Source organism: [Collinsella] massiliensis (assembly GCF_002161605.1).
Taxonomy (GTDB): Bacteria; Actinomycetota; Coriobacteriia; order Coriobacteriales; family Coriobacteriaceae; genus Enorma.
The window spans coordinates 19,106-38,980 of sequence record NZ_NFIE01000008.1 but is presented as its reverse complement, the minus strand read 5'-3'; the positions used below and the strand labels follow the sequence as shown (position 1 = coordinate 38,980).

Sequence of the window (19,875 nt, the reverse complement as noted above, 5' to 3'; positions counted from 1 at the left end):
AAGCGAGGCGCGCCGTCCGCACCCGCAGGGCGAGCCACACGGCACCACCCAACCCGTACGGACAGCATGATGCCCGCCACCTGCACATCCACACCGTGGACAGGTGGCGGGCATCTTTCATGCGCTCGGATCCGCTACTGCCGAGCGCACGGCATGGGAGCGGGGCCGCTTTCCCAAACAAGCGGCCCCGCGGAACTTAGTGGCCACCCTTGGGAGGCGCGGCCTTCGGGCCAGCGGTCGCCTGAGCAGCAGGCGCCTGAGCCGTGACCTTCTGAGCCGGAGCGGCCTGGGCAGCTGCCTTCTGAGGCGCGGCCTTACCCGGCGCGCCCTTGCCGGAGGCGGCACCGGACGTCGCGCTCGGGCCGCTCTCCTTGGAAAGCGTCTTGATCCACGGAGTGGTGAGCAGGCCCAGCAGCACGATGACAGCACCCACGCCATAGGCGATGCGCGTCGAGTCGAAGCGCGCCTTGGCCTCAAGCTCAACGAGCTTGGTGCGCTCGGCGTCGGACATCTGGATATGGGAGATGTCCTCCTCGAACTCCTTGTTGCTGCCCAGGTTGATGGTGAGCCCGGAAACCTGCTCGGCAACCGACGACGGAATCTCCGAGTTGGAGGCCATCTCATTGCTCAAGGTGGAGCTGATACCGAAGATCAGGACGGCGCCCAGGAGCGCCACGCCCAGAGCCTGGCCCACGTTGCGCATCGTGCTCTGGATGCCGCCGGACTGCGACGCATCGCGATCGTTCACCGCGAGGGCGACGACGTTGCTCGCATGGGCCGACACGGTGCCCGCGCCGACGCCAGCCATGAACGCGCCCAGGTAGACACCGATGCGGTTCGCGCCATCGATGGTCACGGAGGAGGCCATGATGCCCAGCGCGATCGCCATGGCCACATAGCCGATCTGGATCACGTGGCGCGGGTTGGCCTTGGGGAAGAGCTTCGGGATGCCGAGGGCGAGCCCGAAGGTGGGCAGGCCGGTCACGATGGAGATGGTGCCGACGTCGATCGGCGTCCAGTCAGCGACGAGCTGCAGGTACGGGGACATGAGGATCGACTGCGCGCCCATGAAGAAGAACATCAGCGCGTTGGCGACCAGACCGGCGAGCACCTGCTTCGTGGTAAGGAACGAGCGCGGAAGCACCACGAGGCCGTAGCGCTTCTCCTCGCGCGCCTCCACCTTCACGAGCACGATGAGGATGATGATGCCCAAGATGATGAGCGGGATCGCCGGCGAGATGCCGAAGAGGGCGAACGGGGCGGTGTGCATCGGCTTGATGAGACCCCAGCTCGAGATGCTCGAGAGGCCGATGAGCACGCAGAAGAACCCGAGCGCGGCGAGCGCCACGCCGATGGCGTCGAAGTGGGACTTCTCAGACGGCTGGTCGAACTTGGGCAAGCCCATCGAGAGCACCACGACGCCGACGAAGTAGAGGGCGAGCACGAGGAAGGTTACGCGCATGCCCGACAGCTGCATGACGACGCCCAGGATGAGCGGCAGCACGGCCGCGAGGCCGGAGGCGGCGCCGATGCACCCGAAAGCGACGGTACGGTTAGCGCCGTGATAGATGAACGGAATGATGCCGAGGAGGGATGGGACGAGGAAGCTCGCACCCAATCCAACAAGCACACGGCCGACCCAGATGAAGAAGAACATGTTGGGGGAAAGCGCAAGGGCGACCTCACCGATGGCGGCGAGCAAGGCGCCGATGCGGAAGGTCTTGCGCCAGCCGATCATGGTGCCGGCAAGGCCGCCGGCGATCATGAACGAGCCGCCAACCAACGGATAGATCATGTTGGCGAGCTGAATATCCGAGGTCGTCGCCCCGAGGTCCTTCGTCAGCGCGTCCGCGGCGAGCGAAAGCGCGCCGTTGTCGCCGGTGGTTCCCATCTGGGCAAGAACCAGGATGACGATGGGCAGCACGAGGAATTTCTCTTTACCCGCACCCGGTGCGGGCTTAGCGGCGGTAGCGGCCGCCGCGTGCGCAGATGATGAGGCAGGGGTCGTGCGATTCATGAGCACTCCCTTCACCCGGGCATACAACCCGGGCCTTGACTAATAGGTTGCGTGATCGTGCGGTCGGTTAGGCAGCGGTGGCGATGAACGGCTCCGTGCCACTGAGGTCGCACGCCGAGAGCGGATACGCGTGGATGGTGGGATCTTCGTAGGTCGCGTGGTAGTAGGTCATCGTGCCGGCAGAGAAACCGCTCGTATACAGGGTCTTCTCGTAGTCGCCGTTGGCCATCTTCGCCACGCCCTCGGGCACCGCGGAAGCGCCGAGCGTGCGGAAGAGACGGGTCACGTTGGCCTGCTCGCCCTCCTGGACGGGATAGTGCGCGTTCACATACGCCGCGCGCACGAAACGCGCCGGTCCGCCGTAATCGCCGGGCATGCCCTGGACGCCGCCGCCCGAGCCGAAGGGTTTGAGCTCGGCGCGATCCCACGCGGTGGGCGCGGGCAGGTCCTCGTCCATCATGAGGTAGTTGCGCAGGTTCTGACGATGCCAGCCGAAATCGGGCTCGTTGGTGAGCGCGTCGACATCGTTCTCCCAAACATGCAGGCCGTCGGCCATGCACTCGACCACCACGCTGCCCGTGGCGTCGCCCACGAGCCAGTGCAGGTTGGCCACCGGCAACTGCTCGTTCACGGGCTTGGCCACCACGGTGGTGTTCTTCAGCGCGGCACGCACCTCATCGAGCGAGGCGAAGTTGCGCGCGATCCAATAGGGGAACTCGTAGGCGGCGACGTTTGAGGTGCCGTCCACGGGACCCGGCGCATAGTGCGCGCTCTGCGGGAAGTTGAGGCCCGCAACGGCCACGCCGGCGTCGTTGCCGCAGTCGAAATAGAGCGGGATACCCATGACGACGATACCCATGCCCATTACGGTATGACCTTGCTCGGGATCGTCCGGACGCTCGAAAGCCGTCGGGACCTTGGCCCCCGAGGGCGTCACGACCACCTTCTCTCCGTAACCCTGCGTCCAATCAAGGTTACGCCCAAAAAACATTGCGCCGGTCTTGTCGGTAAAGCGGATACCCGTACACATAGGGCCGCTCCCTTCTCGTCGGCGGCAGAGCCGCTGGCGCTCGTTGGGAAGTTGATATTATTGTATCCACGATGCAAGCACTAAATCGGTAAATGGTTAATTAAGATTGGTAAACGGCAGGGGGACGACGTAAAATTACCCCAGGGGTTATTTTACATTCGCTGCCGCCAGCTCCCGCTGTACGCGCTTGGGAAGCTTGGCGAAAACGAGCTCGTAGCTCATATCGCATAGGTCGAGCACGAGCGACTCGGGCAGGTCGGCATCAAGGTCGATGGAGATCCATGTGCGACCGTCGGAGTAGTACGCGGGAAGGATCGCATCGGGCCACTCGGCACGCAGCTCGCGGATGCGGTCGGGGTCGCACTTGAGAGACAGCAGGTGCATGCCTGCATAGGGCGCCTTCGCGTCCGCGCCCGCCGTGAACTCGCATGCGAACTGGCGACCGCCTACCCAATAGACCATCCAGCCCCATCGTTCATGGAGCGCCTTGCTCGCCCCGGGATGCGCGAGCAACCGGTCATCGATGCGGCCAAGATCCATAGCCGCTCCCTTCGCCAGCGAAGATACTGCTGATGCCATTGTTCCCCGGATGGGGATTCGTCGATGTAAAAATACCCCTGGGGTTATTTTACATAGACGGCCTTGCCGAAGTTATGGCCGAACAGGAGGCCTGCCAGCAAAAGCGCGGCGCCCAAGCCGGTGTAGAACACCGCGATGAACCGCTCAGGCGCAAGGCCGCTCGCCCTGAGACCGATGCCGCCCGCCATCATCACCGCCATGATGATGAACGCCTTGGTGTCGAAGAATTTGAGAAAGAACTGACGCTCGTCCTGGTAGCCGCCGATGCGCGCGGTGTGCTTGCGCACGAGCCGCCCGAAGATGAACACTTGGAAGACGCCGAAGACCACAAGGCTGAGCGCGATGTTCAGAAGGCTGAGATACGCCGGGTACGCCATGAGGCCGATGCGCAGGATGTTGATGCCCGCCGCGCTCCACACCAGGCACGCGATGAGCAGCAGCGTATCTCGTTTGACTTTCATAGCCATTCCCTCCGGGTTCAGCAGCAGGCTTCAAACCGAGCCCATACATGGTAGCGGCAAGGTGCCGCGCACACAGAACATGCATCCCGCCAAGGATCTGCGAACGAGGCCGACACCGCCATTAGAACCCGCTCCAAGAGAATCCTTGCAGCGTCTTATACTATGTGTTATATAGTATATGTCACACAGTATAAGGCGAAGGGAGGTGTGCGGATGGAGGCTCAGATGAAACGCGGGTTCCTGGAGGCCTGCGTGCTCGCCGCCGTCTCCGGTGAGGAGTCCTACGGCTATCGCATCGTCAAGGACGTGCCGGCATGCATGGGACTCACCGAGTCCACGCTCTACCCGCTGCTGAAACGCCTCGAGAAGGCGGGTTGCATCGCCGTGCGCTCCGCCGAGCACAACGGCCGGCTGCGCAAGTACTATCGCATCACGGACACAGGACGAGAGCGCATCAACGAGTTCCTGGCCGAATGGCCGTCCGTACAAGAGATCTACCGCTACGTGGAGGGAGCACGATCATGACGAGGGAAGAGTTCCTGGAGCGTCTGGGTGACCTCCTGGCCTGCCTGCCCGCAGAGCAGATCGAGGAATCGAAGGCGTTCTATGCCGAGGCTATCGCCGACCGTATGGAGGACGGCATGTCCGAGGAGGAGGCCGTCGCCGCAATCGGATCGCCGGGCGCCGTGGCCGAAGCGATCCTGAATGACCTGCCCGCCGTGCCGCGCGTGATCGCCAAGACCCGTCGCCGCAGCAACGTGCTGCTCTGGATTCTCGCGATCGTGGGCTCGCCCCTATGGTTCGTGCTCGCGCTTGCCTTCGCCGCCGTGGCCTTCACGGTCTACCTCTGCATCTGGATCCTCGCACTTTGCGTGTGGATCATCGCAGCGGCGCTCGGGGCCTCCGGCATCGTAGCGCTCGCGCTCGCCACATGCGGCATCGCGATTGGGAACGTCCCGTACGTGCTCGCCATGGCGGGTGCCGGGCTCGGCCTCATGGGCGGGACGCTCTTCGTGGGCGCGGGCGCCTGGGCGGTGACCAAGCAGATCGCACGTCTTTCCGCCCTCTGGGTGAACAAGGCGCTCTCCCCCTTCAGCAAACATCGGGGGGACGGCGAAACCGGACGACCGAATGGCAGAGCAGGCAGGCTTCCCGTCAACCCGTCCGTAGATGGTGGCGGAGATGCGGAACGCACTGCGGGCGGCGAGCACTTCTCCGCGGCGGCGACGGCCGCACTCAACTAGGAGGCACGCATCATGACCAACGTGAAGAAGACCTATTTCTCCGTTGCGGGTGGGCTCCTTGCCCTCGGCATCATCCTTGCCGTCCTGGGGTTCGCCGCCTCGGGCTTCAATCCCGCCGTGTTCCAGACGCAAATCGACCTGCGCAGCAACAGCATCAACTTCGGCGGCGTCGAGGTGGATGATCCGTCGGGCATCCCGTTTGTCAACCTACTCGAGAACCTCGGTGAAATCGACCTCGCAGCCCCCGAGGCCCCGAGCGCGCCGCGCGCATATGTAAAATAACCCCTGGGGTTATTTTACATAGGAGAAGCCATGGCAGACCATCTCGACACACCCTCCTCTACCCTGGAGCGCGTGCTCGTCATCGGGAGCCCCGGTGCCGGCAAGAGCACGCTCGCCCGCGGACTGCGCGACGCGCTGGGGCTGCCGCTCGTGTACCTCGACATGATCTGGCATAAGCCGGACGGCACCAACGTCACGCAGGCGGAATTCGACGAACGCCTCGCGGCGGCCCTCAACGGCGAGCGCTGGATCATCGACGGCAACTACCTGCGCACGCTCGAGCGGCGGCTCGAGCGCTGCGACGCGGTCATCTTCCTCGACCTGCCGGTGGAGGCGTGCCTTGCCGGGGCGGCGGCGCGCATCGGGCAGCCGCGCGAGGATCTGCCCTGGCAGGAGGACGCGCTCGATCCTGAATTCGCTGACTACATCCGGCGCTTCCCCATCGAGCAGCGCCCCGAGGTCGTCGCAGCGCTCGATGCGTGGCGCGACCGTCGCCGCATCATCACGCTGCGCAGCCATGCGGAGGCCGATGCGTACCTCGCCCGCCTGCGCGATGCGAACCCCACCGCAAACCGGAGGCGCCCATGACCAAGACCCTCTACCTCATCGGCGGCCCGATGGGCGTCGGCAAGACCACCGTGTGTCGCGAGCTCAACCGCCTGCTCCCCGCCTCCGTCATGCTCGACGGCGACTGGTGCTGGTGCGCCAATCCCTTCCAAGTCACACCGGAGACCAAGCGCATGGTGCTCGACAACATCTGCCACCTGCTCGGCAATTTCCTGTGCTGCGACGCCTACGAGAACGTTGCGTTCTGCTGGGTGATGCACGAGCAAGAAATCATCGACGAGATCCTGGGCCGCTTGCCCCTCGAGGACACCGGCGCACGCGTGCGCGCCATCTCGCTCGTCGCCAGCGAAGCGGCGCTGCGCGAGCGCATCGAGCGGGACATCCGCGCCGGCGCCCGTGACGAGGACGCACTCCGCCGCTCACTCGCCTACCTGCCACGCTACCGCGCGCTCGATACCGAGCTCATCGATACCACCGGGCGCACGCCGCACGAGATCGCCCTGAGCATCTCCGCCCGTCCGTAACACCGCAAAGCAACAACCTACTCGCTAAACGCCGCCGCGCGCTCCGCCTCGACGTCGCGGCCCAGGCGCTCGAACTTGTGCTCCTCGACCGAGTCCATGCCCTGGTAGGGGTCGTGGCGCTTCTCGAACATCTCGTCATCCTCGTTGCGCCACAAGCGCTCCGCCACAGGCTTCCATTCCTCGGCCACCGCGACGGTCTTCTCGCGCAGCTCCTCGGGCGTCTCCGGCTCCACCAGATCCGTCCCGTGCGCGCCCGACTCGGCGACCATCCGGCCCAGCACATCCGGGTTCTCGAGCATCGGGCACGGGCGCAGATGGTTCTCGTTGAAGGGCTGCCCCTCGTAGTACTTGATGAAGAGCGGGCTCTTGAGCGCGTCGAGCAGGCTCACGTTGTGGATGTTCGCGTTGGAGTAGTGGATGAACACGCACGGCTCCACGTCGCCCGCCGCGTTGATGTGCAGGTAGCGGCGGCCGCCCGCGATGCAGCCGCCCACGAACTCGCCGTCGTTTTGGAAGTCGAGCGTGAAGAGCGGCTTCTTGTGGCGCATCTCGCGGATGAAGCGGTACATGTGCTCGCGCTGCTCGGCGGTGGGCATGAGGTCGGACGTGGCGCCCTTGCCCACCGGCATGAAGTAGAAGAACCAGCAGAAGAGCGCCCCCTGCTCGATCATCCAATCCATGTACTCCTCGCTCGCCACGGCATCGGCGTTCGCCCGCGTCCAGCAGCACGAGATGCCGAACGGCAGCTGGCGCTCGCGCAGGAGCTCCATCGCATGCATAATCTTGGCGTACGTGCCCTTGCCGCGGCGCTCGTCCGTGGTGGCCTCGGTGCCCTCGGCGCTGATGGCGGGCACGAAGTTGGCCACGCGGATCATTTCGTCGCAGAACGCCTCGTCGATGAGCGTGGCGTTGGTGAAGCATAGGAAGATGCAGTCCGGGTACTTCTCGCAGATCCTGATGAGGTCGGCCTTGCGCACCATGGGCTCGCCGCCCGTGTAGATGTAGATGTGCGTGCCCAGCTCGCGCCCCTGGTCGATGATCGAGCAGATGTCGTCGTACGAGAGGTTGAGCTTGTGGCCGTACTCCGCCGCCCAGCAGCCGGTGCAGTGCAGGTTGCAGGCGCTCGTGGGGTCGAGCAGGATCGCCCACGGGATGTTGCACTGCTCGCGCTCGCGCGCCTTCTGCTGCACAGGCCACGCGAGCAGGTTGGCGTCCACGATGAGCGTCTTGAGCAGGCGCGAGCGCATCTCGGGGTTCAGGCGGAACGCGCGCAGGATGAGCTCGTACCAGTTGCTGTGCTCATCGATCGCGTTGCCGATGGCCTTGCGCTGCGCCGGGAACACCGAGTCCGGCACCGCCTTGTTGACGAGGTCCATGATCTGCGGGATGTGCTTCTCGGGGTCATGGTCGAGGTAGTCGATGAGCTTGTTGAGCGCCGCGCGCTCGGCGGCTTGGGTAACGGATGCCATGGGGTTCCTTTCGACCGGGATCGCTCAATTGGAATGAAGCGGCGGCGAGATGGCGGCGGGTGCGACCCGCTGGATGCCAAGTTGCCACGGCACTTGGAAGGATTCGTACCCATTTATCCGCTGTGCGACATGCATTGATTTTGGTATGTTTGCAGGACAAATATCGAATTATGATAAGTTATGCGAGATAGTGCATATTTTTGGGTTACGAATAGAGCTTCGAGCATCGCTGGCGGGATGGGCGCGTAGTCCTTGGAGCAGAACACCACGCAGTCCACCACGGCCGGGTCGAGCTCGTAGCGCGTCACCTTGTTGGGGAAGAGCGGGTTGCGCGCGAGCACGTACCCATCCTCGAAGCTGCGCAGGAGCCACGGGGTGTAGTACTGGACGGTGTCGGTGCGCGCGCCGGTGTTGATGATCATGCGCCCTCCTCGAGCTTGAGATCCGGATCGTCGATGAGGCGGATGAGGTTCTCGGTGAAGCGGCGGGACAGGGAGACGAGCGCCTCTTGCTCTTCAGGCATGAGGGCGGCCATGGCCTCGTCCTCGGCGCGCGTGATGCGCCGCACCATGTCGTGCGCCCAAGCGCGACCGGCGTCGGTGAGCCGCACGATGCTGTTGCGACGGTCGTCCGGGTTGCCCTCGGTCGTGGCATAGCCCTGCGCCACGAGCCGTTTGGTCACGAGGCTCACCGTTTGGCGCGAGTTGAGCGTCTGCTCGCAGGTGCGCGCCTCCCCTCGATGGCGGAATAGCAATGCGTTGATATTCTCTGCCGAGGTGAGCAATGTATCAATATGTTGATAAAGTAGGCTGCAAAACGACCCGCGTTGCAACGTGTCGCCGCATAGTTGCCCTTAAAATCTTCCCCATAGGTAAGATTGTATACTTCAAGTGTTAGAATCTTACCTATAGGGAAGATTCTAACGGATTGGCTAGTAATCATACCTATAGGTAAGACATGAGGAGTAGCTATGCGCCTTTCGAACGCCGAAAACGCTGTCCGCATTTCGCAAGCGGCAGAACTCGGCTCGCTTATCAGAACACGCAGAAAAAAACTTGGACTCACCCAAGAGTTTGTGGCGGCCATGATGGGATGCAGCCCACGCCTCATCGGAGAGATCGAACGCGGCAAGCAAACCGTCTCCGTTCAAACGGTTATCAATCTTGCCCAGGGGCTCGGCATCGACCTGTTCGCCATCCCACGAGGAGCGTGACGATGAAGCTCAACGTTTTTCGAGAGCAGGACGAGGCGTATCAACTAGTTGGAGCACTCGATTTTTCCGAAGTGTCGCTTACATTCGCCTATGACCCCGCATATCTTGCAAGCACAACAGCAAGCGCTGTGTCTTGCTCACTGCCGCTTCGCGCCGAACCGTTTTCTCAAGAAGAGGCCTCGCCGTTTTTCGCCGGCCTCGCACCTGAAGGAGACATGAGGCGTCTTGTTGCCGAATCGATACATTCGGATTACTTCGGCAACATGCTTGCTCGCCTCAATAACGAGTCCATCGGCGCCCTCATATTCAGTACAGATGAGACCGTAGAAAACGATGGTGGGTACACAGAGATCGGACTCTCGGAGTTGCGCGCGCTACGCGATGCGCCCCGCGAAACATCGTTCAAGATGGGAATGGCCTCCCGCCTCTCACTCGCGGGAGCCCAAAGCAAGGTCGGCCTTTACCATCAGGGAGAGGATCCGTCTTGCGGATGGTACGTACCCAGCGGCAATGCGGCAACGACCCATATCGTCAAAACGCCGGACAGCCTCTTTCCCCTTCAAACTGTCAACGAGGCGCTTTGCCTAGAAACAGCCAAGCGATGCGGGTTTGACATAGCGGAATGGTCGCTCATCCCTATAGAAGAAGGCGAACCGCTCCTTGCCGTCAAAAGATTCGACCGCGTTACCGATGAGACGGTATCAGCCGAAAACAAACCGCTCAGACCGAAACGCCTGCATCAGGAAGACTTCTGCCAAGCTACGGGACTCATGCCCGACATGAAGTACGAGCCCACGAACGGAGCGTACCTCTCACGCTGCTGCAACGCCATACAAAACGCATCGGCAAATCCCTTCGGAGATCGCGCATGCTTCTTGCAGACCATCTATTTTGACTATCTCATCGGCAATTGCGACAACCATCTCAAGAACCATTCTTTGCTGTGGGACCCATCTTGGAAAACTCCCATGCTCTCCCCGCTGTATGACATCACGTGCACAACGGTATACCCACAAATCTACCTAGAAATGGGCGTGTCGCTCACTCCTTCCCGACGCATTTGCGACGTTTCCGAGCAGGACATCGAACGGGCGGGAAAAGACGCAGGCATCCCCCGGACTCTGGCGAGAAGCTTCTATCAGGAGCTTCTCCGCAACATCGTCCCTGCGCTCGACGCCGCGGAAGAAGCGATAGCATCAGCAGGTTTTGCAACAGAGGCGCACGAGATCGCGCAGCATATTCGCAAGGAGCTGAGCCAGAAAGTCACACTGAGCTAGCCGCCCGGTGCCGGAGAGAATCATTTCTAAGATGGACTCCACCCTGTCCAGGAATTGCCTCATGAACCCCGAGGGTAAGGGAGTGACACGCTCGCCGGCAAACCTATGCACGCCGCGTAACAAAACGCCGCATATCTGCGAAGCCATCACAAGCAACGCGAGAGGCAAACCGCGGCACCGGCATACGCCGTCTCAGCCAGCTCGCTCGTCGCGACACTGAGAAGCTCAGCTACGCTCCCCGCCTCCCGACCGCCCCTTCCCCGTCGCGGAAGCTGCGCGCCTGAACGTGTAGCGCGGTAGGCCGACGCTGTGCTTGCCGTATTCGATCGCCTCTTTGGGACAGCAGTTGATGCACGCCATGCAGTGGGTGCAGTCGCTCCCCCAAACAGGTCGACCGCCCTCGAGGCGGATGTTGGCGAGCGGGCACGCGCGGACGCACATGCCGCACGAGATGCAGGCGTCGGTGACGCGGAACTTCACCGCACGGACGAACGCCGGGTAGAACAGGTCGTTCACGACGCCGCTACTCAGCCGATCCGTGAGCGAGGGCGCATGCTCGGGAAGCGCGCTGCCCGCCTTGATGCACTCGATGACCCGGTCGATCGCGGGCTCGGCGGCGTCGATGATGCGCTTGGCCTCCGCGGGCGCGGGCGTGGTGAACAGCGCGATGTAGTTCTCCGGCATGACGATGCCCGCGCGGCCCCGGTACGCAAGCCCCTTCTTCGCGCACAGGCGCTTGAGGTAGGCGCCGGCGTTGCCGATGCTCCCGCCGCAGGTCATCACGAAGTAGGCGCCCGCGGGCGCCGTGATCGGCGTGCGCTCCATCCACGACGCGACGATGCGCGGCATGCGCCAGGCGTACGTCGGCGTCACCACCACGAGCGGGGTCTTGGACGTTATGGACGAGGAATCTTCATCGCGGATTCTGTCGAAGAGGTCGAGGCGCTCGTCACCCAGCCCGTCGGCTATCCGCTTCGCGACGTATCCGCTGTTACCCGTTGCGGAAAAGTACAGAATCATGACCGCTCCTCTGGCGACACGTAAACGTATCGTACCCGCTGCCACGGCACCGCAACCGACAGGGACGATGCGCCCGAGCTCAGCCCCTAACGAGCAAGCGCCTTCAGCTTGCGGATGCCCGATTCGAAGCAATCCGCCATGAACTCGATCGAAGCTTCTGATATGCCGTCTGCCCGAGCTATCCTGCGCCATCCACCCATCACGCGCGCCATGCGAGCCGCAACAGCGCGGGCCGCCGCATCATCCAGCCTGAAATACTCGCGCACCGCGAACGCGCCTTCCGGTTCCGCCTCGCGATTATCGAAATCGAGACCGGTCGCCAGGTACTTTCGCTCCGAGCCCGGCGTGGGGTTGACGTCGAACGCCGGCGACAGCCGCCAGCCTGCGCGCTCGCGCAAGAATCCGTAGTTTCTGAGGTGGTTATCCGTGTTTCCCACGACGCACGAGAAGAGCGCCCGAGTCCAAAGCTCGCGCAGGTCGTTCGTCGGTCTCGACCCTTCTTCCTCGATGAATTCGGCGAGCTCGAGATATGAATACCTTCCCCCATCCTCTCCCTGCACAGCGGTCAAGCCGCTGATGTAGGGCACTCGCACGCTTCCGCTCCGGTCGAACCGTCGCATGAGGAGTACCGCGCGCGGGCCGATGCGCAGGAGGCGCGAAACGGGGACGGATATCCCCAGCTCCGCCATGAGCCGCAGGGCGACATGCTCCCAAGCGCACACATCGTCCAACGCTCCCTCGTCCGCTTTGGGGAACTTCGCAATGCATAGGCACCCCTGCTCGTCGCGGATGGATGCCTTCGGCCGCGCCCCACCCAAACTTGAACCCGCAGCTAGCAGGTCGCGAATATCGGCGTTCATGTCCCTGGACGCACGATCCGCCGCATCGAGCAGCGCCGGTATGCTCGTCTCGCGCGGCACGCCATCGCTCACCGGCGAGAGCGCCTCGCCCGCATCGCTCCAGATGCGCAGCGCGCCCTGGCGAGCCTCGTCGTTGACGCCCGCAAGCATATCCGCCTCGAAGAGCGTACGCGGCGCCCGCTGCTCATCGCGCGCACGGGAACGCTCCGCCCTAAGCATCAGGTTGCGCCCCCACCTATCGGGCATGCAATCCTCGAACGCGCGCAACTGCCGCAACCCCGAGGAGTGGAACGACCCGGCACCGAGCGACATGTCGGGCGCAAGCGAGAACGAACGCGGGTCGCTGAGATATGAGGGGTCGTATGAGAACGTCGTCGTCTCATCCCCATGGCGCACGTTTTGATAGAGCCTGCCCGCCAAAACATCCTCGCCGGCGATTTGGACGGTCACGTCGAACTCCATACCGTCACCCCCTCACGCGCTTGGGCACGTCCTGTTCCGCGCGTGCCCTGCCGATGGGCGTGCGCAGGGGATCCGTCGCCCCAACGATGCCGTCGAGCATGCCCAGGATGCGGGCGACGCGTAAAAAGTTCTCGAACGTTCCCGCTCCCTCGCTCAGGAGCCTGCGCACGGTCGGCACGGACAGGTTCGCACGTTCCGCCAACAGTTCCATCGTGATGCGCTGCTGACGGCGCGCGAGGTCGAGATGTGCCGCAACCTGGCGCATGGCGCGTGAGACCGGAATGGGTGTGCGACCAGCCATGACACTCCTTACAGAAAGATATACTACTGTAATCGATTATAAGAGAAAGATATATTTCTATAAACTGATAAAATGATAAAATGGTGTCAGACACCTTTTTATCACCGGTGTCGAACGATGGCGTAGATCAGCCGCTCCACCGCCAAGATGCCGAGGTAAAAGGCTGCCCACACCGCGAAGCTGATGAGCCTCACCTCGGGCGTCTGCTCGGCGCCATGCCCGTCCACCGGTCGCAGAAACAGGAACACGCTAAAGCTGACGAAGAGGACGAGCTGGACGATTTGGAACGTTTGCCATTTTTTCGTCTTCATGGTGCCATCTCCCACAGCGGCTCATCCGCCGAGCTGTTCCCGCATGACCCCGCAGGTCGCCGATGCCCGAGCATGCGGCGCGGCACGGCTCTTCCTACCGGGATACATCTTCGTCGCGGAGCCGCGCAAATGAAAGCGAAATCCCCACGCCGCGATTACTCGTAACAATCGGGGTCAGCCTCAGCGCCCCTTGCGCGCCACAGCGATGCAGGCGGTCGTGCCGACGCGGTGCCAGTCGACATCGGTGAACCAGGCGCCCAGGATCCGGCGAAGCTCTGCCTCCGAGTAGATGCGCACGTCGCCCTCGCGGGAGTGCGGCATCCAGGCGTTCATGATGGCGCGCGCAGGCGCCGGCTGCCAAGCGTCGCCGATGACGAAGACACCGCCCGGTGCGAGCACGCGCCACGCTTGGAACGCCGCGCGCTCCGGGTCGGGGTAATGGTGGAACGAATCGTTGCACCACGCGACATCGAAGCTCGCGTCGTGGAACGGCAGGCGCTCAGCGTCGCCGAGCAGCACTTCTGCACGGCCCGCCAAGCGAGCTCGAGCCGCCTCAACCATGCGCGGGGACAGGTCGATGCAGGTGAGCTGCGCGGCTGGCATCTCGCCCAGCATGCGCGCGGCAAGCGCACCCGTGCCGCAACCGAGGTCGAGCAGGCGCGGGCGGGCGATACCCGCGACAGCTGCCGTCACCTCGCGCACAACATGTGGGTACAGCCGGCGCGCGTGCTCCCCTTCCATCCCCGCATCGTATGTTCCCGCCTGCGCGTCGAATGCCGCACGCAAACGGTTCTTGAGCGCCTGGGCGCTATTCTCGTCCATGTTCGCATCCCTTCTGTTGGGCAATGTTCAATACAATCGGCCGAAATAAACCCCGACCAGAGCCGGGGTGGGATCCCTAGTTCAGCGACTCGTCCGAGCGAAACGCGGTGAGCAACGCGCGAAGGTAGCGCCGGGCGGCGGCGAGGGCGCGCTCGTCCGGCATGCCCGGCCCGGCGGCGAGCCCCACGCACCCGTAGACCATGATGGCGGCGAGCTCGTCGGCATCCGGAGCCGCCACGCCCCGCTCCGCTGCGTCCGCCTCGAGCGCACGGCGCAGGTGCGGACGCACTACCTCACACATGGCGAGCGAGAGCCGGTCGTGCAGCGCGCCGTGCCCCTCCTTGTGGAAGAACTCCGCATACGGGTAGCCGTCGTGGCGCGCGCCTACCTCGAGCGCACGGTCGAGCTTCTCGTCCAGCGGCGTATCAGGCTCGTCCAGCACTGCGCAGACCCCCTCCGCGCAGCGGCGGGCGTAGTCCTCGATGGCGGCCGCGAACAGGCACTCCTTGGAGTCGAAGTAGTGGTACGCGAGCCCCGGCGCCACGTGCGCGGCGCGCGCCACCGCGCGGACGGATACGTTGTCGTAGCCCTCCTCGGCGAAGAGCCGCATGGCGCAGGCGAGCAGCTCGCGCCGGCGCTCCTCGGGATCTTTGACGGTTCTCGGCATGGGCGGCACCTCCTTCAACGAGAAGGATACGCTTTCATTGAACATTGGTCAATGATAAGCTGACGATGTGATAAAAAGGTGTCTGACACCATTTTATCGGCACGCGCCAGCTGCTATCGCGCGTGCGCGAGGATGGCGGCGCGCAGCCAGGCGGCGCAGCCGACGACGGTGCCGTCGTAGTAGGCGGTGAAGCGCTCATCGGCAACGTAGGCCTCGGCGAGCCCGCGGTGCGCCTCGGCCGTGTTGGAAGGCCACGTGTAGCCGAGCCACCGACGGTGCAGGTCGCACACGCGCGCACCTTCCGGCCCGGCGGGGTCGGCGCCTGAGCGGACGGCCTCCTCAAGCGCGCTCACGATCTCCGCTCCCAGCTCTTGCCACGCCGCGAAATCCTTCTCGCCCATGTTGAGCATCTTTCGCGTGCTCTCGTCCACCGCTGCCGCGCCGCAGCGCTCGCGCGCCTCCGCGCCATAGCGGCGCTCGTTCTCCTCCACGAGGTTCCGCTTGAGCCCCTCGAACTTTTCGCTGTCTTGCATCGTCATTGCTCCTTCCACAGCAGCACGCTGCGCCGAAACCAAGCTCGCAAAGTGCGGGACGAAACGAGTCTGCCCATCTATTCAAGTTTGTCGACTATAAAAGACAGAATCATTATAATCTTGTCGAATATACAAGACATAATGAACCGAGGTGCCTGTGAATCGAGAATTGCTCAAGCGCATCATCTTCGACCAGCATGAGGTCATCCGCAACGCGCAGATCATTCCCCGCCGTTACGCGCTCGACCCCCAGGCGAACTACGTTGTGACGGGTCTCCGCCGCGCGGGAAAGTCAACGCTCCTCTACGGAATCGTGCACGACCTTGTGCAGAGTGGCGTCGCGTGGGAGCGCGTCATATACATCAACTTCGAGGACGAGCGTCTGGCAGACTTCACGTCCGCCGATTTCCAGGACATCCTGCTCGCCCAAAGCGAACTCAGCCACGAGCGCGGCTACTTCTTCTTTGACGAGATCCAGAACGTCGCGAGCTGGGAGAAGTTCGCTCGGCGACTTGCCGACGCCGGCGAGCGCATCTACATCACGGGAAGCAACGCGGCCATGCTCAGCAGCCAGATCTCCTCGACGCTGGGAGGCAGGTATTTCTCCCTGCACGTGACGCCCTACCGCTTCGACGAGTACCTCGATGCCCTCGGGCAGACGCATACGGGCGGCGCCCTGTACACCACGCGGGAGATCGGCCGCATCTCTCATTGCTTCGACACCTTCTACGAACAGGGTGGCTTTCCCGAGTCCCTGCGCTTCTCCTCCCCACGCGCGTACGTCGAGAACGTCTATCAAAAGGTGCTGCTGGGAGACGTGGCTGCGCGCTACAACGTGCGGAACGTGGACGCATTGCGCGTCCTCATGAAAAAGGTCGCCGAGACCGTTCGCAACGAGGTCTCGTTCTCTGCGCTTCACCACACGTTGCAAAGCATCGGGCACCGCATCTCGAAAGACACCGTGATCGCGTACCTGGGCTACGCCCGGGAGGCGTACCTGCTGTTCAGCATCACCAACGCGACGGCCAAGTTCGTGGAGCGAGAGGGCTCGCCCAAGTACTATTTCTCGGACAACGGCCTGCTGAACCTCTTTCTCTTCGATCGGGATACCGCGCTGCTGGAAAACGAGATAGCCGTCGCGCTGCGCGACCGCTTCGGCGAGGGGCTGCATTACCTCAAGTCACCGAAAACCGGCATCGACGTCGACTTTTACGTTCCCGAATCTGGGCTCGCCGTCCAGGTTGCCTACTCCGTTGCAGGCAGCGCGCGCGAACGCGAGGTCGCGAACCTTACGCGGCTCGCGCACGTGGATGACTCGGTAGAACGTCTCGTCATCGTGACCAAGGAGGAAGAGGAAACGATCGAGCGCGACGGCGTGCGCATCGAGATCGTGCCCGCGTGGAAGTTCCTGCTGAGCCTGTGCGGGTAGAAATGCACTGGGGAGCGAGACGGGGTCACCGCGTCCCGTACCAGGGTGAAACACCCCGTCCCCAACCCGTAAAATCACCCCAGGGGTTTTATTACATCGGCATCGTCGCCGACCGATAAAAAGGTGTCTGACACCATTTTATCGCTGACGACGCGGCGTGCGGGCGGAGAACAGACCGTGCCGGTTGCAGTACGCGTAGATGACGCCCGACATCCCGGCGCGGAAGCGCGCGGCCGCCTCCTGCTCGGGGTAGAGCTTCTGGATGGCCACACCGCCCGTGGACACGTACGCGATGAAGCTGATGAAGTGGTCCTTGCGCATGGGGTGGTCGAGCGTGACGTACCATTCGTCCTCGATGCGCTCGACCGAGATGGCATGGCACCCGGCGCTCCCCGGCTCGAGCTCCTCGGTCGGCGCCGCCATCTTGCCGGGCTCTGCGGGCTCGGCCTCGCAGGGCAGGAGCTGCACGCCGCAGCACGAAAACGACCCCTCGCCGAGCGCATAGACCACGTTGCCGCAGATGGGACACACGTAGAACCGCGCGCGCAGCAGATTGCCCGCCCGGTTGGCGTTCTGCCGCACGTCGCCGGTCAGAAGCTCGGCCACCGAGATGCCGAGCGCGGCGGCGAGCGGCTCCACAAGCGAGATATCCGGCAGCCCACGACCGGATTCCCATTTGGACACGGCCTTGTCGGTCACGCCCACGGCGTCTGCCAGGGCGCGCTGCGTGAGCCCGCGATGCTCGCGGAGAGACTTGATGGTGGAAGCGGTGAGATAGCCGGACATGTCGGCCCCTTTCAGATGAGGTTGATGGCATGCGCCCTGTTGACCGCCTCAGTATGGGATATCCATCGCCGCCGCGCTACCTACGGAGCGTAGAGTGAGGTGAGCGTGCCGCCAGATGCGCTATCCGCGACGAACTGGAACGGTTCCATAGTTTGAAGGCAGCATGATTGGTCGGAATGCCAAGGCGAAACGCCCCCTTGGTGCCCCTACGCGAGACGATCGCGCTCTGCGGCAAGCTGCCGGGCATACCGGCGAAGCGCCCAGACCGCAAGCGCGCCCGAGGCGATGAGCCAGAATAGAAGCACCGCGAAAAGCACCGGAACAGGTACTATGGGTGCAAGCCCCTGCGCCGTTCGAACCAACTCGACAGCAGGCCCCAAGGGCAGCAGCCACGTTACCGCGCGCACCGATACCGACATGAACGAGAGAATGGGCGCGACAGCAACAAGCGTGAGCGGGGCGGCGAGAACGCTCGATGACATTTGCTCGGTCGCCATAAGTCCGCAGGCAAGTCCCGCAAGCAGCAACGGTTGCATCACCACGAGTGCGAACGCACCGAGTCCGAGCGTTTGCACAGGCGAGAAACCCAGAAGCAGACAGGCAACGACCTGCGCGAAGAGCGCCGCCAGGGTTCCAGCGAGCCATTTCGACACAGCGAACGCACGGGGTGTCACCCCAGCCTCAGCGAGTGTGAGGCAAACGCCGCGCTCGCGCTCCTCGGCCATCACATAGAGCAGCATCACGCAACCCGTGAAGGCAGGCGGGATACAAAGCGCAGCCGTGCACGCATATGCGGGCAGCTCACCGGCAGCGAATCTCGGCGCATGCTCGACGATGCGCACGATGAACACAGCCAGAGCCACCCCCACCGCACCTGACATGAACAGGGTGGAGTTGCGCACCGCATCCAAAAGGTCGCGCGCCACAAGCGCACGTATGGTAGCAAATGTCCTTCCCATCATGCGACCCATGATACCCGATATACTGAACAGGGCAGGATGCAGCGGGATCGAAAAACAACCGCGCTACACCGCGAAGCGACGGGCGCCGGCCTGCTCGTTCCGCCCTCAGCGAAAAGGAGGCTACCAGTGGCCGCAGCGACATCCTACGACAGCATCGAAGAGCTGCTCGAGGCACGCGCAGATGAGAGCGTGCACCTCGAATGCTCGCGCGAGACCGTCGATCGCGCGGTACGCTTTGTTCACGAGCGCTACGCGCGGCGCCGCTGCGCCTTCTACCTCATCACCGACCGGGGGTTCGATCGCGAGACCGTCCGTTCCTACCTCAAGTTCTTCTCGCGCCTCGCGGGCGGCGTCGTCTCTGCCGACGACGTGCTGACGCACTTCGGCCTCTCACCTGCCGCGCGCACCCCCGTCAAAAAGCTCAATCCCGAGCAACGCGCGCTCATGAACTTCGCACGCATGAGCCTCTTCGAACCCGAGGTGGTATTCTGCGAGCGACCCCTTGCCGATATCACCCCTGCCACACGCGGCATCGTAACCGCCTGGATGGGAACGGTCGTTGACGACGGCGGCATCCTCATCACAGCCGGCGAGCCTCTGCGCGAAGCGCTCCTCATGCCCGGCACGGCCTTTTATGAAGAAGATGGCCGCCTGTTCGAGGCGCAGACCGCTGTGGGCGAGGACGATGAAGGCGAGTATGCAGGCGACGAGGTACGCGTATTCAAGCTGCCCGCACGCGTGGATGGTGCGACGCTGCTCCTCGACCCGCGCGAGGTCGACTTCGTGGAAAGCGTGAACCGGCAGAACTTCGCCTCCGTCCGCGGGGAGCTCTATCCCGTCACGCTCACGCTCGACGAGCTTGAGGTGGAGCTCGAGCGCTTCGGCTTCTTTCGCTGCCATCGCTCGTACATCGTGAACGTGCAGAAGGTGGCGAAGGTCGAGCGCTTCACCCGCAACAGCTTCAATCTGACGCTCGCCGACGCACGGGCGACGCAGGTTCCACTTGCCAAGGGGCGCGCCGAGGCCATGCGCGAGCGCTACGGCTGGCGCTAGCAGCGA

General features: G+C 63.4%; 25 protein-coding genes. 9 read left to right on the top strand and 16 right to left on the bottom strand.

Annotated elements, in window-relative coordinates; translation table 11 throughout:
• Nucleotides 1–196: 196 nt before the first annotated feature.
• From B5G02_RS04535 to B5G02_RS04520, 4 genes are all read right to left on the bottom strand, one after another.
• Nucleotides 197–2,017, bottom strand: a complete 1,821-nt coding sequence (locus B5G02_RS04535) for an MFS transporter (protein WP_232385530.1) — start codon at nt 2,015–2,017, stop codon at nt 197–199.
• A 67-nt stretch (nt 2,018–2,084) separates the two neighbouring features.
• Nucleotides 2,085–3,047, bottom strand: a complete 963-nt coding sequence (gene bsh / locus B5G02_RS04530) for a choloylglycine hydrolase (protein ID WP_026089034.1) — start codon at nt 3,045–3,047, stop codon at nt 2,085–2,087.
• A 147-nt stretch (nt 3,048–3,194) separates the two neighbouring features.
• Nucleotides 3,195–3,587 (bottom strand): MmcQ/YjbR family DNA-binding protein, encoded by a 393-nt coding sequence (locus B5G02_RS04525; RefSeq protein ID WP_019239545.1) that lies wholly within the window; start codon nt 3,585–3,587, stop codon nt 3,195–3,197.
• Nucleotides 3,588–3,670: 83 nt separating this feature from the next.
• Complete coding sequence (locus tag B5G02_RS04520) at nt 3,671–4,087, bottom strand: hypothetical protein (protein ID WP_019239546.1); 417 nt, start codon at nt 4,085–4,087, stop codon at nt 3,671–3,673.
• 225 nt (nt 4,088–4,312) lie between these two features.
• Here B5G02_RS04520 and B5G02_RS04515 point away from each other — a divergent pair, with 225 nt between their 5' ends.
• The 5 genes from B5G02_RS04515 to B5G02_RS04495 are packed head-to-tail and all read left to right on the top strand — an operon-like array spanning nt 4,313 to nt 6,704.
• Nucleotides 4,313–4,612 (top strand): PadR family transcriptional regulator, encoded by a 300-nt coding sequence (locus tag B5G02_RS04515; RefSeq protein ID WP_019239547.1) that lies wholly within the window; start codon nt 4,313–4,315, stop codon nt 4,610–4,612.
• Entirely contained in the window at nt 4,609–5,331 is a 723-nt protein-coding gene (locus B5G02_RS04510) for a DUF1700 domain-containing protein (protein ID WP_019239548.1), read from the top strand. The genes B5G02_RS04515 and B5G02_RS04510 overlap by 4 nt, the downstream gene beginning before the upstream one ends.
• Before the next feature lie 12 nt (nt 5,332–5,343).
• A complete protein-coding gene (locus B5G02_RS04505; protein ID WP_019239549.1) occupies nt 5,344–5,613 on the top strand; it encodes a hypothetical protein in 270 nt (89 codons plus the stop codon).
• Between the two features lie 30 nt (nt 5,614–5,643).
• Nucleotides 5,644–6,201, top strand: coding sequence for a hypothetical protein (locus tag B5G02_RS04500; RefSeq protein ID WP_019239550.1), 558 nt, complete (start codon nt 5,644–5,646; stop codon nt 6,199–6,201).
• On the top strand, nt 6,198–6,704 hold the full coding sequence (locus B5G02_RS04495; protein WP_019239551.1) for an AAA family ATPase: 507 nt from the start codon (nt 6,198–6,200) through the stop codon (nt 6,702–6,704). Before B5G02_RS04500 ends, B5G02_RS04495 begins: the two co-directional genes overlap by 4 nt.
• A 17-nt stretch (nt 6,705–6,721) precedes the next feature.
• Here the strand turns inward: B5G02_RS04495 and B5G02_RS04490 are convergent, their stop codons facing one another.
• The 3 genes from B5G02_RS04490 to B5G02_RS10205 all read right to left on the bottom strand — a co-directional run bounded on the left by B5G02_RS04490 (nt 6,722) and on the right by B5G02_RS10205 (nt 8,864).
• Nucleotides 6,722–8,173, bottom strand: coding sequence for a radical SAM protein (locus B5G02_RS04490; protein ID WP_019239552.1), 1,452 nt, complete (start codon nt 8,171–8,173; stop codon nt 6,722–6,724).
• A 113-nt stretch (nt 8,174–8,286) separates the two neighbouring features.
• Nucleotides 8,287–8,595, bottom strand: a complete 309-nt coding sequence (locus tag B5G02_RS04485; protein ID WP_094335346.1) for a DUF1848 family protein — start codon at nt 8,593–8,595, stop codon at nt 8,287–8,289.
• Entirely contained in the window at nt 8,592–8,864 is a 273-nt protein-coding gene (locus tag B5G02_RS10205) for a hypothetical protein (RefSeq protein WP_342631451.1), read from the bottom strand. The genes B5G02_RS04485 and B5G02_RS10205 overlap by 4 nt, the downstream gene beginning before the upstream one ends.
• Before the next feature lie 279 nt (nt 8,865–9,143).
• Between B5G02_RS10205 and B5G02_RS04475 the strand changes: the two genes are divergently transcribed.
• Nucleotides 9,144–9,386: a helix-turn-helix domain-containing protein gene (locus B5G02_RS04475; RefSeq protein ID WP_019239555.1), complete on the top strand. Its 243-nt coding sequence runs from the start codon at nt 9,144–9,146 to the stop codon at nt 9,384–9,386.
• A gap of 2 nt (nt 9,387–9,388) precedes the next feature.
• Nucleotides 9,389–10,663: a HipA domain-containing protein gene (locus B5G02_RS04470; protein ID WP_094335345.1), complete on the top strand. Its 1,275-nt coding sequence runs from the start codon at nt 9,389–9,391 to the stop codon at nt 10,661–10,663.
• 225 nt (nt 10,664–10,888) lie between these two features.
• Here B5G02_RS04470 and B5G02_RS04465 read toward each other — a convergent pair whose 3' ends face one another.
• From B5G02_RS04465 to B5G02_RS04435, 7 genes are all read right to left on the bottom strand, one after another.
• Nucleotides 10,889–11,683 (bottom strand): EFR1 family ferrodoxin, encoded by a 795-nt coding sequence (locus tag B5G02_RS04465; protein WP_094335344.1) that lies wholly within the window; start codon nt 11,681–11,683, stop codon nt 10,889–10,891.
• An 86-nt stretch (nt 11,684–11,769) separates the two neighbouring features.
• Complete coding sequence (locus tag B5G02_RS04460) at nt 11,770–13,005, bottom strand: type II toxin-antitoxin system HipA family toxin (protein WP_094335343.1); 1,236 nt, start codon at nt 13,003–13,005, stop codon at nt 11,770–11,772.
• A gap of 4 nt (nt 13,006–13,009) precedes the next feature.
• Entirely contained in the window at nt 13,010–13,306 is a 297-nt protein-coding gene (locus B5G02_RS04455) for a hypothetical protein (protein WP_094335342.1), read from the bottom strand.
• Between the two features lie 101 nt (nt 13,307–13,407).
• A complete protein-coding gene (locus tag B5G02_RS04450) occupies nt 13,408–13,617 on the bottom strand; it encodes a DUF3923 family protein (protein WP_094335341.1) in 210 nt (69 codons plus the stop codon).
• A gap of 180 nt (nt 13,618–13,797) precedes the next feature.
• Nucleotides 13,798–14,439, bottom strand: a complete 642-nt coding sequence (locus tag B5G02_RS04445; RefSeq protein ID WP_094335340.1) for a class I SAM-dependent methyltransferase — start codon at nt 14,437–14,439, stop codon at nt 13,798–13,800.
• A gap of 76 nt (nt 14,440–14,515) precedes the next feature.
• Nucleotides 14,516–15,106 carry a TetR/AcrR family transcriptional regulator gene (locus B5G02_RS04440; RefSeq protein ID WP_094335339.1) on the bottom strand — a complete coding sequence of 197 codons (591 nt, stop codon included), beginning with the start codon at nt 15,104–15,106 and terminating at the stop codon, nt 14,516–14,518.
• 113 nt (nt 15,107–15,219) lie between these two features.
• Entirely contained in the window at nt 15,220–15,639 is a 420-nt protein-coding gene (locus B5G02_RS04435; RefSeq protein WP_241146167.1) for a TipAS antibiotic-recognition domain-containing protein, read from the bottom strand.
• 157 nt (nt 15,640–15,796) lie between these two features.
• Here B5G02_RS04435 and B5G02_RS04430 point away from each other — a divergent pair, with 157 nt between their 5' ends.
• Nucleotides 15,797–17,068 carry an ATP-binding protein gene (locus B5G02_RS04430; RefSeq protein WP_094335337.1) on the top strand — a complete coding sequence of 424 codons (1,272 nt, stop codon included), beginning with the start codon at nt 15,797–15,799 and terminating at the stop codon, nt 17,066–17,068.
• 138 nt (nt 17,069–17,206) lie between these two features.
• On the opposite strand, the gene B5G02_RS04425 is transcribed toward B5G02_RS04430, so the two are convergent.
• Both B5G02_RS04425 and B5G02_RS04420 read right to left on the bottom strand, forming a co-directional pair.
• Nucleotides 17,207–17,854 (bottom strand): helix-turn-helix domain-containing protein, encoded by a 648-nt coding sequence (locus B5G02_RS04425; RefSeq protein WP_094335336.1) that lies wholly within the window; start codon nt 17,852–17,854, stop codon nt 17,207–17,209.
• Between the two features lie 206 nt (nt 17,855–18,060).
• On the bottom strand, nt 18,061–18,825 hold the full coding sequence (locus B5G02_RS04420; RefSeq protein ID WP_232385532.1) for an ABC transporter permease: 765 nt from the start codon (nt 18,823–18,825) through the stop codon (nt 18,061–18,063).
• A 117-nt stretch (nt 18,826–18,942) separates the two neighbouring features.
• On the opposite strand from B5G02_RS04420, the gene B5G02_RS04415 reads away from it, so the two are divergent.
• On the top strand, nt 18,943–19,869 hold the full coding sequence (locus B5G02_RS04415; RefSeq protein ID WP_019239559.1) for a LytTR family transcriptional regulator DNA-binding domain-containing protein: 927 nt from the start codon (nt 18,943–18,945) through the stop codon (nt 19,867–19,869).
• Nucleotides 19,870–19,875: the final 6 nt, after the last annotated feature.

Coding starts and splice junctions, on each gene's coding strand:
- B5G02_RS04450 (WP_094335341.1), bottom strand. CDS start 13,617: ATGAAGACGAAAAAATGGCAAACGTTCCAAATCGTCCAGCTCGTCCTC.
- B5G02_RS04500 (WP_019239550.1), top strand. CDS start 5,644: ATGGCAGACCATCTCGACACACCCTCCTCTACCCTGGAGCGCGTGCTC.
- B5G02_RS04515 (WP_019239547.1), top strand. CDS start 4,313: ATGAAACGCGGGTTCCTGGAGGCCTGCGTGCTCGCCGCCGTCTCCGGT.
- B5G02_RS04505 (WP_019239549.1), top strand. CDS start 5,344: ATGACCAACGTGAAGAAGACCTATTTCTCCGTTGCGGGTGGGCTCCTT.
- B5G02_RS04420 (WP_232385532.1), bottom strand. CDS start 18,825: ATGGGTCGCATGATGGGAAGGACATTTGCTACCATACGTGCGCTTGTG.
- bsh (WP_026089034.1), bottom strand. CDS start 3,047: ATGTGTACGGGTATCCGCTTTACCGACAAGACCGGCGCAATGTTTTTT.
- B5G02_RS04525 (WP_019239545.1), bottom strand. CDS start 3,587: ATGGATCTTGGCCGCATCGATGACCGGTTGCTCGCGCATCCCGGGGCG.
- B5G02_RS04475 (WP_019239555.1), top strand. CDS start 9,144: ATGCGCCTTTCGAACGCCGAAAACGCTGTCCGCATTTCGCAAGCGGCA.
- B5G02_RS04460 (WP_094335343.1), bottom strand. CDS start 13,005: ATGGAGTTCGACGTGACCGTCCAAATCGCCGGCGAGGATGTTTTGGCG.
- B5G02_RS04435 (WP_241146167.1), bottom strand. CDS start 15,639: ATGCAAGACAGCGAAAAGTTCGAGGGGCTCAAGCGGAACCTCGTGGAG.
- B5G02_RS04440 (WP_094335339.1), bottom strand. CDS start 15,106: ATGCCGAGAACCGTCAAAGATCCCGAGGAGCGCCGGCGCGAGCTGCTC.
- B5G02_RS04470 (WP_094335345.1), top strand. CDS start 9,389: ATGAAGCTCAACGTTTTTCGAGAGCAGGACGAGGCGTATCAACTAGTT.
- B5G02_RS04520 (WP_019239546.1), bottom strand. CDS start 4,087: ATGAAAGTCAAACGAGATACGCTGCTGCTCATCGCGTGCCTGGTGTGG.
- B5G02_RS04485 (WP_094335346.1), bottom strand. CDS start 8,595: ATGATCATCAACACCGGCGCGCGCACCGACACCGTCCAGTACTACACC.
- B5G02_RS04465 (WP_094335344.1), bottom strand. CDS start 11,683: ATGATTCTGTACTTTTCCGCAACGGGTAACAGCGGATACGTCGCGAAG.
- B5G02_RS04495 (WP_019239551.1), top strand. CDS start 6,198: ATGACCAAGACCCTCTACCTCATCGGCGGCCCGATGGGCGTCGGCAAG.
- B5G02_RS04455 (WP_094335342.1), bottom strand. CDS start 13,306: ATGGCTGGTCGCACACCCATTCCGGTCTCACGCGCCATGCGCCAGGTT.
- B5G02_RS04535 (WP_232385530.1), bottom strand. CDS start 2,017: ATGAATCGCACGACCCCTGCCTCATCATCTGCGCACGCGGCGGCCGCT.
- B5G02_RS04490 (WP_019239552.1), bottom strand. CDS start 8,173: ATGGCATCCGTTACCCAAGCCGCCGAGCGCGCGGCGCTCAACAAGCTC.
- B5G02_RS04445 (WP_094335340.1), bottom strand. CDS start 14,439: ATGGACGAGAATAGCGCCCAGGCGCTCAAGAACCGTTTGCGTGCGGCA.
- B5G02_RS04510 (WP_019239548.1), top strand. CDS start 4,609: ATGACGAGGGAAGAGTTCCTGGAGCGTCTGGGTGACCTCCTGGCCTGC.
- B5G02_RS04425 (WP_094335336.1), bottom strand. CDS start 17,854: ATGTCCGGCTATCTCACCGCTTCCACCATCAAGTCTCTCCGCGAGCAT.